8 protein-coding genes are annotated in these 12,658 nt (G+C 61.2%); 4 read left to right on the top strand and 4 right to left on the bottom strand.

Annotated features, from left to right (window positions below):
* A complete protein-coding gene (locus M1D68_RS11650; RefSeq protein WP_434563888.1) occupies window positions 1–924 on the bottom strand; it encodes a carbon-nitrogen hydrolase family protein in 924 nt (307 codons plus the stop codon).
* Between the two features lie 84 nt (window positions 925–1,008).
* On the opposite strand from M1D68_RS11650, the gene M1D68_RS11645 reads away from it, so the two are divergent.
* A complete protein-coding gene (locus tag M1D68_RS11645) occupies window positions 1,009–1,917 on the top strand; it encodes a LysR family transcriptional regulator (protein ID WP_420766823.1) in 909 nt (302 codons plus the stop codon).
* A gap of 4 nt (window positions 1,918–1,921) precedes the next feature.
* On the opposite strand, the gene M1D68_RS11640 is transcribed toward M1D68_RS11645, so the two are convergent.
* Window positions 1,922–2,176 (bottom strand): hypothetical protein, encoded by a 255-nt coding sequence (locus tag M1D68_RS11640; protein WP_039591001.1) that lies wholly within the window; start codon window positions 2,174–2,176, stop codon window positions 1,922–1,924.
* 164 nt (window positions 2,177–2,340) lie between these two features.
* On the opposite strand from M1D68_RS11640, the gene M1D68_RS11635 reads away from it, so the two are divergent.
* A complete protein-coding gene (locus tag M1D68_RS11635) occupies window positions 2,341–2,658 on the top strand; it encodes a DUF883 family protein (protein WP_420766822.1) in 318 nt (105 codons plus the stop codon).
* Between the two features lie 60 nt (window positions 2,659–2,718).
* Here M1D68_RS11635 and M1D68_RS11630 read toward each other — a convergent pair whose 3' ends face one another.
* Complete coding sequence (locus M1D68_RS11630) at window positions 2,719–3,750, bottom strand: Ldh family oxidoreductase (RefSeq protein WP_420766821.1); 1,032 nt, start codon at window positions 3,748–3,750, stop codon at window positions 2,719–2,721.
* Between the two features lie 777 nt (window positions 3,751–4,527).
* Between M1D68_RS11630 and M1D68_RS11625 the strand changes: the two genes are divergently transcribed.
* Window positions 4,528–8,820 (top strand): dermonecrotic toxin domain-containing protein, encoded by a 4,293-nt coding sequence (locus M1D68_RS11625; RefSeq protein WP_457970707.1) that lies wholly within the window; start codon window positions 4,528–4,530, stop codon window positions 8,818–8,820.
* Between the two features lie 189 nt (window positions 8,821–9,009).
* Window positions 9,010–10,008, top strand: coding sequence for a FecR family protein (locus M1D68_RS11620; RefSeq protein WP_457970434.1), 999 nt, complete (start codon window positions 9,010–9,012; stop codon window positions 10,006–10,008).
* Between the two features lie 44 nt (window positions 10,009–10,052).
* On the opposite strand, the gene pvdQ is transcribed toward M1D68_RS11620, so the two are convergent.
* Window positions 10,053–12,401: a bifunctional acylase PvdQ gene (pvdQ, locus tag M1D68_RS11615; protein ID WP_457970432.1), complete on the bottom strand. Its 2,349-nt coding sequence runs from the start codon at window positions 12,399–12,401 to the stop codon at window positions 10,053–10,055.
* Window positions 12,402–12,658: the final 257 nt, after the last annotated feature.

Here is a 12,658-nt window from a genome sequence, read left to right as displayed (position 1 = left end):
TCATGCAGTGAAGCGCACGCCCGGCTTGGCCCGCTCGTCCACCACCAGTTCGAACACGTCGGGCCGGGCGTAGTGGCCGACCACATCATAGTCATAGCGCGCACGCACCAATTCGTCGGTGTCGATTTCAGCGGTCAGCAACCCGGCGGTACCCTTCAACGGGCCAGCCAGCACGTCCCCCATGGGGCCAACGATCACGCTGCCGCCGGCGATCAATGGCCGTTGTGCCGGCCAGTTAGCCACTTCGACTCCCAGCGCCTCGGGGGATGCCTGGACCTGGCAGGCACTGACCACGAAGCAACGACCTTCGTGAGCGATATGCCGCATGCTCACTTGCCACATCTCCCGCTCATCCACCGTTGGGGCACACCAGACATCGACGCCTTTGGCATACATCGCCGTGCGCAGCAGCGGCATCATGTTTTCCCAGCACACCGCCGCGCCCACGCGACCCACCTGGCTGTCGATCACCGGCAGAGTCGAACCGTCGCCCTTGCCCCAGATCAACCGTTCTGTGCCGGTGGGCATCAGTTTACGGTGCTTGGCCACCAAGCCGGCGTCGGGCTCGAAGTACAGGGCCGTGCAATACAAGGTATTGCCGGCCCGCTCGATAACACCCAGCACCAGGCTTGCCCCGGTGCGCGCCGACAGGCCGGCCAATGCCTCCGTCTCGACGCCAGGTACGTCGATGGCGTTGGCGAAGTAGCGAGCGAACGCCTCGCGTCCTTCCGGTAGCCGATAGCCCAGTTGCGTTCCAAAAGCCTCGCCCTTGGGATAACCACCCAGCAGCGCCTCCGGCATTACGACCAAACGAGCGCCCGCGTCGCGAATCGCCTCTTCATAGGAAAGGATCTGCGTCAGTGTTTCGGCTTTGCCACCCGGTAGCGAGCCGATTTGCAGGGCAGCGACGATGGATTTGGGCATGGTCTTGAACTCCGTGGTTTCAGGTGTTGCTGATTTTCACGCCACGGCCGATCATCAATAAAGCCCGAAACGCTGCTAAAAGATATGAGCCAAATGAATATCGTCGACGTCGATCTTAACCTGCTGAAAACCTTCGAAGCCTTGCACGACGAATCCAGCGCAAGCCGCGCCGCGTTGCGCCTGGGGGTCACCCAGTCCGCCATCAGTGCGGCGCTGCGCAGGCTTCGCGGCATTTATGACGACCAGCTGTTCGTGCGCACGGGTCGGGGCCTGGCCCCTACCTTGCGCGCCAACCAGTTGAAACCCGTCATCAGTGAAGCCTTGGACAAGTGCCGCCAGAGCCTGGCAATGGTCGATCCTGGCGCCAGCCACTACGAAGGTCGATCCGTCATCCTCGGCTTGTCCGATGATTTCGAGATCGCCTATGGACGCCGCCTGATAGAGGAAGTGGCACGACGGGCGCCGGGCCTGCGCTTGATCTTTCGCCAGACCCATAGCCAGATCGTCGGCAGGGCCTTGATGGAGCGCAGTCTGGACCTGGCGATTACGGCGGGGGGATTTACCGAACGGCTGCTGAGTCGCAGGGTCCTCGGCGAAGGTGGCTACGCTTGCCTCATGGATCCGGCCAGTCTGGCAGCGGGCCAGCAGGACCTTACCCTCGAAGCCTTCGTCGCGCGGGAGCATCTGTTGGTGTCGTCCGGCGGCTTCATCGGCATCACCGATGAGGGGCTGGCCGCGCTGGGCCTGCGACGAAGAGTATGTGCCTCGACCACGCATTTTGCGGCGCTGCCGTTCCTGCTCAAGGACAGCCAGGCCGTGGCGACCATCCCAGACCATGCCGCCCGCGCCATCGCCCAGCTCAGCGGCCTGGCATTGGTGCCCTGCCCGCTGGCCTTGCCGCGCTATCCCATCGAGCTGGGGTCGCGGACCCACGGGCAGAAGGACCTGGCGGTGGACAAGGTGCGCGAGGCGATCATCGCGACCTTTGCGTAAGTTTTTATTTATTGGCGGCCATCAGTCGATTGACCTCGCTGCGCACCATGTTGGCGTATTCCGGAGGCGACATGCCGTCCAGTTCGGCGCGTACCCATTCGGCCCACTTGCCCTTGCGCTTGGAACGCTCGCCGAACAACCGGGCGGCGTCGCCCTTGGCCTTGCCCAGGTTGTTTTGCCAAAGTTCGAAGAGCCGGGATTTTTCGTCTTCCAGCGCGGCGCGCTCGGCCAGGGGCCTGTCAGCCAGATTGAAACTCATGGGGAATTTCCTGTTGCGTAAATAGGCGGCATCTTACACCTTGCGGGGAAACGGCTTAACACCGAATTGGCCCTGCGCTGTACGGACGCACCCCTGGCGCTGCAACTTTTACCGAAGCGTGGCACTCCACTGTTCACTGCCATCCATCCTCAAGGAGCACCTCAATGGCCCGTAAAAGCGCCGCGCAACCGAACGGAGAGCAAATCAAGGATCAAGCCTTCAGCGAACTGAAGGCATTGATCGAAGAGTCGGAAAAATTACTCAAGAGCAGTGCGTCCTTGGTCGGCGAGGATGCTGAAAACCTGCGCGGCCAGATCGCCCTGAAACTGCAACAGGCTTTGGATGCGGTTGCCAGCGCCCGGGAGCGCACGCGGCCGATGGTCGATGCAACGCAAGTCTATATTGGCGGGCACCCTTGGCAGACTGTTGCTATTTCCGCGGGGTTTGGCCTCGTGGTGGGGTTATTGCTCGGGCGACGTTGAGCACCGACCCATGGCAAGGGAGACCGCTCCCTTGCCATGAAAAAACCACTGGCCTTCGGTCTACGCTCCCGCCAGTTCCCGCAACTGAGCGTACGCCTGCTCATCCAGCGTGATGCCCTGTTCTGTGGACTTGCCGCGCTCCCGGTGCCGACGATCACCAGGCAAACGGCGCAGCCCCACTCCGTGCATCTGCCTGACGAGTTCCTGGCTGCGCTCGGCAAATCCTTGCCCGGCGGCCTTGCTGGGGTCGATCACGATCAACAATTGCCCAGTCCAAGGCGTTTTGGCGCCGGGGTGATTGCGCCAGTCGAACTCGAAGGAAAAATTGCCCCCGGTTAACGCCGCCGCCAGCAATTCGACCATCATCGACAACGCCGACCCCTTGTGCCCACCAAATGGCAAGAGCGCCCCGCCTTCGAGAATTGCCTTCGGGTCGCGGGTCGGCTGGCCCAGGCTATCCACCCCCATTCCCGGCGGCAGCAGCTCGCCTTTGCGCGCGGCAATCTGCACATCGCCGTGGGCGATGGCGCTGGTGGCAAGGTCGAAGACGATCGGCTCGCCACCGGCGCGTGGCGCGGCGAAAGCGATGGGGTTGGTGCCGAACAAGGGGCGGTCCGCGCCATGAGGCACTACGCAGGTCATGCTGTTGACAACGCTCAGTGCCACCAACCCTTCATAGGCAAACGGCTCGACGTCCGGCCAAAGCGCCGCGAAATGATGAGAGTTGCGGATCGCCAGCACCGCGATACCGGCGCTGCGGGCCTTTTCCACCAGCAAGGGCCGCGCGGCCGCCAGAGCGGGCTGGGCAAAGCCATTGCCGGCGTCCACCCGTACGAAACCTGAGGCGACATCCTCGACCACCGGCACGGCTCGGCCGTCGACCCAACCGCTTTTGAGCGTGGAGACATAACCCGGCATGCGGAAAACTCCATGGCTATGGGCCCCGTCGCGCTCGGCTGCGGCGCAGTTTTCGGCGAGGGTGCGGGCGACCTCTGCCGATGTGCCGTGGCGCAGGAAGATCTGCTCCAACAGCCCAACCAAGGCGTCAAGGGATAACGTGCAAGGACCGGTGTGATCGGGAAGCGCGGACATCTGAAGCTCCTGAGTGATTGTAGGAGGTAGCAACAGCGTTGAAACGACAAGACTTGGGCTGATTAACACTGCCCCATGAGCGCGCTGTCAACCTTTGCGCAAGCAACCCTTTGGGCCGGGGCGTTCGCCAGCGAGCCTGGCAGACACGCCCATCGTCCATGCGGTAACTATGTACCACCTGTGCCCTTTCAGCGTGGCCTAGTCTGGCCGCTTCATCCACCGGGACGCCGCATTGGCCTGCCCTGACGAGAAGCGACGATGAGCACAGCAGCACTGCCGTTATTATTTCCCCAGCTGTTGGCCGCCAAGGGCTTGGATGAGCTGGAGGCACACCATGGCCTGACGCAGGCCGACCTCGACTGGCTGCAAAACGTTTCGCTGCCCACCCATGCGCAACGCGCCGCACAGACGCCTCCGATGATCGCCGAGACCATCCAGCTTAGCGCCGAAGGCAAGCCGGCCATTGCGTTGGCTGGCTGCTTCTGCCTGCGAACCACGCCCAGACGCGGCGATACCGCCGTCGATCCAACATTCCTGTACACGCCATGGGACGGGGTTCGCAAGTTCGACAGTCCCGCAGCGCTCCGGGCCTGGATTGACCAGACACTGCTGGACAACCGCGATCGCAACAATCTGTTTCGGCTCCTGTCGATTGCCCAGCGCAGCGAACTGAAGGGCACGACGGATATCGAACAATCCTGGCAGGCCATCGACGGGGACGTTTTCGAGACTCAACTCAACACCATCGAACATGCCCAACACCACAACGTGCTGTCCATGGTGGAGGAATTGGTCAAGTTGCCCCCGCTCGCGACGCTGCTGGACCAGATACTGGGCGACGCGCTACCCGGCCTCGATCCCAGGCAGGTACGCATTGCGCTGTCCAGGATCGACTACACCCAGGCGCCCGAGGCGATTCATGTCACCCAAAGCATTCCCCTGAGCGAGGCGGTGCTGGTCTATTTCCACCATCAAGGCTGGCCAGCCGGGCATCTTGCCGACCTGACCCACCCTGACACGCCTGCGTCGTCCTATTCCGGACAGGAGTGGGAAGCGATCATCAAGGGTGCGGCGATAAGGCTGATCCCGAAGCTGATCGATCGTGTCAACGCGTTCTGGGACACCAGCGGCCCCTTCCACACATCTCGGCGCCAATTCCTGGCCCAATTCATTCAGGACGCCCTGTGGGCGGCCATTCTGATCAAACGAGAAAAAAACCAGCTGACGGAGGCCCAGGGCCGCGAGTTGCTTCGGCTGTTCAGGCCGTCGCGCCGGGACGAGGCAGTGCTGTTCATCGAGACGGTGCGCCTCTGGGAATATGCACCTAACTTCGTGGAGCTCGCTGGATCGCTGATGGTCAGCGGGCAAGGTCATTACCTCTACACGCCCACCGACGGCCTTCAAGTCGTTGGCAATTACCTTGGATTCAAAGAAGCGCTGGTCAGCACGCCCGAGCAGAAGGAGGCGATCTACAGCCTGCTGGACCTGGACGAGCGCAACCGGCTCCTGGGTTTCGAGCATCCGAAAATTTGCGGCGAACCGATAGACATGCCTATCGCTGATTCATTGGCTGGCGCGATCATCGACAAACAGACGCACAATCTGCGGTATGCGCTGCAAATGTCCCGCCAGGGCCGGGTGAATGTCCATGCACTGGTCGACAAGGCCCTCGACATACGAGCCTTCATCAGCAACAAGCTACTCAATCAAAAGACCGCCGGACATTGGGGGACCCAGCCCGCTTTCCATGGAAAATTGCGACTTTCCAACTTCCTGGCCGATCAGATGGAAAGAAAGGCCAAGAGCTACATCGACGTGGAAGGCGCCTTCGCTAGCGAATTTTCCAGGCTGCCATCGTTTCTCCGGTCTTCGCTTCAAAACGGACTCAGGCAATTGCTTCCACAATTGACCAATGTGTTTTCAGTGGGGATTCGCGCAGAGGCTGATCTACGCTCGATCGACGCCACGCTGCCGACAATCGCCCATGAACTGATCACGACGGTGTTCGCCTTCGACCCCGACTACCCGGATCGCCGGCGGCGCATCGGCGTCAGGGGATTCCGGCCAGACGTTTATTCATTGAAACTGACGTGCGCATCGTCCGGCGTCGCCATCTCGCTGCCACTGGCCAACTGCTTTCTATTGACCGAGCGTGGTGGCCTCGATACGCCGTACTCGGGCATGGCGATCGTCTGGACACCTGCCGACGGGCTACAGGCATTCGCCTCGGTCGACCTGGCCACTCGACAATTGAATCGGCAATTGCTCGATTCCCGCAGGCGATTTGGCTTGCTGTCCAACCTTCCCCCCGCCCAGCGCCAGCCCCACCGACGCTATCAACTGGACACCTACGAACTGATCGAAGACAACGTGCTGATGAATCGAATGACCTCGTTCATCCACCTTTTCGAGACTGAGTACGCCTACCTGAGTGTCCTGAAAAGCGGGGATTGGCAACTGACCCGCTCGGCACTGGCAAACGGTCTTGAAGCCCTACTGGAAAAAGGAGCGCCCACCAACCTGAAACGCGCCACGGCCATCGCCCAGGCCAGCAAATACCGGCAGAAACTGCCCGCCTGGCTCGGCGCTGCCCCCCTCGAGGATCAACGTTTGCACGTCGAGATCCTGGAGCAATACAAAAGCAGCGTAGCCGATGGCAAGGATTACCTGGACGGCATCGAACCCCTGCGTACCTACGTGCAAAATCGTCTGCAAGCACTGCTGGACGCACGTTTCCCCGAGGACAGACTCAACCCCGAAACCATCCAGATCACGCCAAACCTGGCGGTGGTCGGCCCTGCCAGTTCATTGACCGACTTTGCCTTGCACCCCATCGATGTCACCAGCAAGGGCTTCAAGGTTTCCTCGACCTCCACGCAATCATTGCCAGACAGCCTGAACGAACTGGCGGTGCGGCAGATGTTGTCGTCGCTCGATATCCAGAGCACTTACAAACATCAGGTGAAACAAGCGCTTTGCGGCGCAATTTCCGATGTCCAGCCCAGGAAGCGACGCTTTCGCCAGCAGCTGCCATGGCAATTGTTGCAATACGCCCACTCACGTCTTCTGCAACAGCACATTTCCCCGAAGGCGTTCGACTTGATCCTCCAAGTCCTGGACATGCCGGACGCCATCGCCCGTCGAGCGGTCAGGGGTGCCGGTGCGTTCATACGTCCACTGGAGCTGATCAAGACCGGCGGCGCCGCCACGGTAAGGGCGCTCGGGCTCTATGTGATCAGCTCGAGCGCCGATCCGGCGGACCCTCATGTTTTATATGCTCCCTACCACGAGGGGCATTCCCTGGCCGAGTTCAAGGATGAACCAAGCATCGTCGCCGCCCTCAATGCCCCCGGCGCGCTTCAGGACCTGCTGGTCCGCCGGCTGCCCGAAGACCAGCGAGCCACCTTCCGGAATCTGTTTGCCGCCACCCTCGGGCAACTGTCGGAGATTACCCTCGCTTCGAATCCGATCGACACCGATGTATTCGAAACCCTGTACAACGACAACGCGACGTTGCTACTGGATATGCTGGGCACGAAGAACCAGGACCATCGCCCATTCGACTGGGCAACGGTGCTGCACCTGTTCAGTTCTGGGATCGGATTGGTGGGTAGGCAGCTACCGGCCAGGTTGACGTTCCTGGAAACGCTTTGGGAGAGCTATCAGGACTTCAAGGGTTCGGCCGAAGCCCTGCAGCAGCACGACTGGAAAACCGGCCTGCATGATTTCATCGCCGGCGCCGCGGAAATGGTGTCGCTGGGTTTGCTCAATCGCGACGATACATTCGGCCTTCTCGATCCCGCCGAACCGGCCTCGCCAAGCGGCTCCTCGACGCCCGGGTGGCAGGAAATCGCCTGCACCGCGCCACTGCGCACCGACTTACAGGCCTTCGAAGCCATAGGCATCAGCCTCTGGGCGCTCCAGCAGAACCGGGCCGACGGCACCTATGAATCAAAGGACGGCGGCAAGTTCAACGTGCCCCTGGCCGGCAAGGTCTATCAAGTGGCAAGGGCCGGCCGGGGCTGGCGCATTATCCACGGTGATGACGAAGGCCCGTTGCTGAGGTATAGCGCCAACGAAACGACATGGGCAATCGACCCACAGCGACAGACCATTCGTTTCGGCAAGGCGGGGTCGAAAATGGCGGTGACCTATAGCGACTTCAAGGCAAAGGGATCCTTGAACATCGAAGCGCGCGGGATGGCTGAGATACGCAAGAAGTCTCCTTATCGCGCCAACGTCATCGTACAGGCATTGGAAACCGCCAGATTCTATTCGCTGAACGCCTTGCTCAATCTAGAGCAGTTCAAAAAGCAGCCTTTGCCAGGTTCTCGGCTGGATAGCTTCCTGATGTCGTTCTTTGGGGTCCGACAGGTCGACAGCGCCCTGATCGGCAAAGTGGAGACCGCCATTTTCCCGATATGCAGGGCGTTGGCCGACCCCACCTGGGAACAGCAGAACGCCAGCCGTATCGTCATTGGCAATTTGAAATACCTGGAAGACCGGGCAACCGCATTTGTGCTCGAACCTGCGGCCCGCGGGCGAATCTACCTGACGCAGTTTTTCTTCGAACCGGGGCTGGACTGGTACAAGACCGTGGTGCCGGCGTTCTTCAACGTCGACGCGCATGCCCAAGGCGCGACGCTTATCCACGAGATATCCCATCAGCTCATCGACACGATCGACATCATCTACCTGGACGCTGCGCTGCCGTTTCCCGACTTGATTTCAACCTCGACCCACCTGGGGCAAACACGCTATGACACGCAGAAGGAGCTGCAACTCAATGGGCTCTCCCTGGGCACGGCAAAATCCAAGCTGTTCAGACAGTGGGACAGTACCGACAACAGCTACAAGAGGCTGGAGTTGTTGCCAATGTATAAAGACATTGCCAAGGCCATTTTGAAAGTCACCGACACACGGAGCATGGACGAAGCACGAAACGCGTTCTTGAACCCGGTTTTGCCGGACAAGCGCATCGACGTCATACTCCGTAACGCCGATTCGGTCACGCTGCTGATTTGTGAATTGGGGCGCCAGCTCGATCCGAGTCCATCGCGTTCCACTTGAGTGCGTTGAGCCCTGGGCATGCCAAGGCCGTTGATCTTTTTTTCACGGCATGTGTGCGACAGTACGACCCGGACCTGGACGCTCCTACGTCTGACCAACGGAAAACCGATGCATGCCGTGCAAATGCCATCATCCCTGTTCTCGGCAATGGGCCCCGAGGGTTAGAATGCGGCAAACCAGGAAGAGCCCATGACCGAACGTACACTCCCGGAAGCCGAATACGATGCCATCACCGATGCGGCCGCGCATTGGTGCATGCGTCTGCATGCGGACGACTGCACGGATGCCGAACGGCTGGCGTTCAAGCAATGGCACGACGCCGATCCGCTGCACGCCTTTGAATACGCAGCCATGCTGGAAATCTGGGGCGTTGCCGAGCATCTGCCGCGCGTCGAGCCAATGGCCATCCCTGCGACCCAGCGCCCGCGGTCTCGCTTCGGCTCCATGGCGATCGCGGCGACGGTGCTTGCCCTCGGCCTGCCCCTGGCTGCTTTTACCGGTTGGAACATGGGGTGGTTGCCCAACGCCTACCAGCGATTCGAGGCAGGTACGAGCGTGCGTCACATCACTCTGGATGACGGCAGTCAGGTAGAGCTCAACCTCGCAAGCGAGCTGGTGTTTGCCAACTACAAGGACGAACGCCGGGTCACGATGAAAAAAGGCGAAGCGTTTTTCGATGTCCACCACGATAGCCGCCACCCCTTCGTCGTTCGAGCAGGCCAGGGCCAGGTGCGCGTGACCGGGACCCGTTTCAACGTGTGGATGTACCAGGATCAAGTGCGGGTTACGCTGGTGGAAGGTTCCGTGTGGGTAACCAGCCATCGGGCATCCAAAGCGGGCGGCCAGCAACTGTCACCTGGGATGCAGGCGAGCTACAGGGCTGGCGATTTCCAGCCGAAGGTTCGTGACGTCGCCCTCGATGACAGCTCGCTGGCATGGCGAAGTGGCAAGCTGGTGCTGGATAACCTGGCCCTGTCCGACGCGCTGCCGCTGATCAACCGCTACCTCGACCGTCCCGTGATGCTGGCGGACAACGCAACGGGCACTCTGCGCATCGGTGGAAACTACAACCTGAACGAAGTGAAGAACCTGGTGCCTTCGCTGCCCAAGGTCTTGCCGGTGTACCTGACACAGAACAGCGACGGCAACCTGGTATTGAACGCCATCGCTCGTCCTACCCGAAACTGACATAGGCCGCCTCCCTTGGGGACGCGGCCTGATTGCTCCCGCGGCTATTGCGTCGCCACCCTGCCCGCCTGCTCGCCCTCATGGATGGTCTGGGCCTGGTAATGCGGGTCGGCCTTGATCTGCTGTTCAGAGAAAGGCAGCACACTTAATTGCCCCTTCGAGAATGCCTGGGTCTGGTCCGCCGAATAGGGCGATGAAGGATCGCTGGACAGTGAGAACGCCAAGAGTCCCTGTGCGTTGGGTCCGTTGCCGTCAAACGTCACCACTTGCAGGTAACTGGTGCCGCTGACCACTTCCCGCTGGCCGTTCGCGCCCGGCATGCTCTGGATGGCGTTATAGATGCCCAGCTCGCCCGGTCCACCGTGAATGGGTATCCGGCGGTCGCCGCTGCGGGTCACCTGCACGTCCCGCCATTGGCTATCCGCTTGCAGTCCCGCAGCGTCCACCGCTTGGACCGATGCGACCATGGCCTGGCTCAGCGCATCAGCCACTGGCGATGCTTCGATCGCCAGGCCGCGCGGGGTATGTTGCGGATCGTTCGGGTCGAACGCGACCCGCCAGATGCCCGGCGCCGCCTGCAATGCCTGCATGATGTGCTGGAAATGGACGAACCCCACGCCGCTGTCCAGGCTGGCGGTACGGTCCCAGGCCTTGAGCTGGCTGCATGCCTGCGTCAGGGCCGGTGCATCGGGCCCCAGCTTCTCGGCACAGAAAGCCAGCAGGTCCGGCATGACCTGATCGGCCAGGTACACCCGGTCGTCCATGACCATGCCCTGCAAATCGCTCACCGTTACCGGCCCCGCCTTTTCCAGTTGTCCCAGTCGGTCCAGGGCAAAACGCGCCCGCAGGCCCAGTGGCAGGTCCTGCTGGCTGATCACCGGGGAATAACCGGCCAACGGCTGCGACGGATTGACCATCCACGCCGAATCGTTGGAGTTCTGCAAATAATCGCGGCGCAACAGTTGCGGGAGCTTGTCCGCCGCATAGGTACCCTTCTGCACCGCCTTGGGGTCCACATCCCAGGCGCATTCGCCGCGTGAACCGTCCAGCACGATCAGCCGCAGCCCGGCCTTGGGGTCGCTGCATCGGGCAAGCTTGCCGGCATCGACGTTGGGCACCACCGAGACGTTCATATAGAGGCTTTGTCCCTGGTCATCAACGGCCAGGGTATTGACCCAGGGAATCCCCTGAATGCCATGAACGGCCTCTTGCAGATCCTTGAGCGTGTCGGCTCGATTCATCGCGTACCACTGCGCCAGCACCCGGTCGTTTTCCAGGTTGGCGTCCCGAAGGCTATAGGCGAACCGGTTATCCCAATCCAGTTTCCCGGGCCATTGCACGATCGGTCCGAACTGCGAACCGTAGACCACACGGGAGACCGGCTTGACCTGCCCATCGGCCTGCTTGATGTCCACCGTGACCGTTTGCTGGCTCATGGCAACGGACTTGCCATCCACCAGGTAGCGAGTCGGGTCCTTGGGGTCCAGTTGTAGCCGATACAGGGTGAAATGCTTGGACGTATCGACGGTATGGGTCCAGGCCAAGTGCCGGCTGAAGCCGATATTGATCATCGGTAGGCCCGGCAACGCCGCGCCCATCACGTCCAGCTTTCCGGGGATGGTCAAATGCATCTGGTAAAAACGCATGCCTCCCACCCACGGGAAATGCGGATTAGCCAGCAGCATGCCGCGCCCATTGAACGAGCGTTCGCTGCCGATAGCCAGGGCGTTACTGCCGCGCTCCAGGGCGAAGCGCTGTTGCCGTTGCGCCGCGATGGCGAAACCGGACGCCGAGCCCCCCGCGTCTGCCGTAGCCTTGGGCGGCTGCGCCCCGGCCAACGCCTCGGTGAACTGGCCGACGCCACCCTCCACCAACAGGCGCCGGGTGAGCTTGACAATATCCAGCGCGGTGATTGGCCGCACCCACTCGCTTGCGCATTGTTCCGGCAGGCCTTTGGCCTTGCGCTCAGCCAGCGCGCGGTTGTAGCCGGCGGCATAACCTTCCACCAACTGCTGGACCTGGGGCGTCTGCGCCTGCCAGAAACCGGAAACCGCCCGGGGCGTGTTGAGCCACGCAAAAAACACGTCGCTTGCACGATTCTCGCGCTGCTCGACGGTGACCTGTTCCGGACCAAAATAGCGCGAGCGTTGGGCGTTGACGGTCACGATCTCATTGGCCAACAGGCATAGGTTGTCCTGGGCGTACGCATAGCCGATGCCGTATCCCAATCCCCGCTCATCCTGGGCGCGAATATGCGGCACGCCAAAACTGGTGCGACGAATTTCGGCAGTGGCCTGCCCGGCCTCGCCTCGTGCGCTGACAACGGCACTCAAGCCCAGGGACATCCCCAGCAAGACACCGGCAAGGCAAAACCTCGATAACTGCCCGGACATTCCCACACTCACTCCTGATCGATAGCGTACAAAAACCAGGACGGCCGCCGATACGCCCTTGTACGTCCGCCCCGGCCTGGAAGTTCACATGCGCCGCGCTTCAACGCGGATGTGCCTACCTTGAGAACGAACCGGATGAAAAAAAATTAATCGGCTGGCAAGCCGCTTCTACCGGGGTTTGACGGTATCCAGGCATTTTTTTCACACCCACCTCCTCATGATTGGCCGCTCTCGTTCGTCCTATACAGGAGAGCGTT

The sequence above is a fragment of the Pseudomonas sp. R4-84 genome, assembly GCF_054130985.1.
Note: the sequence above shows the minus strand (reverse complement) of the source record. Positions and strands in the feature narration are given on the sequence as shown.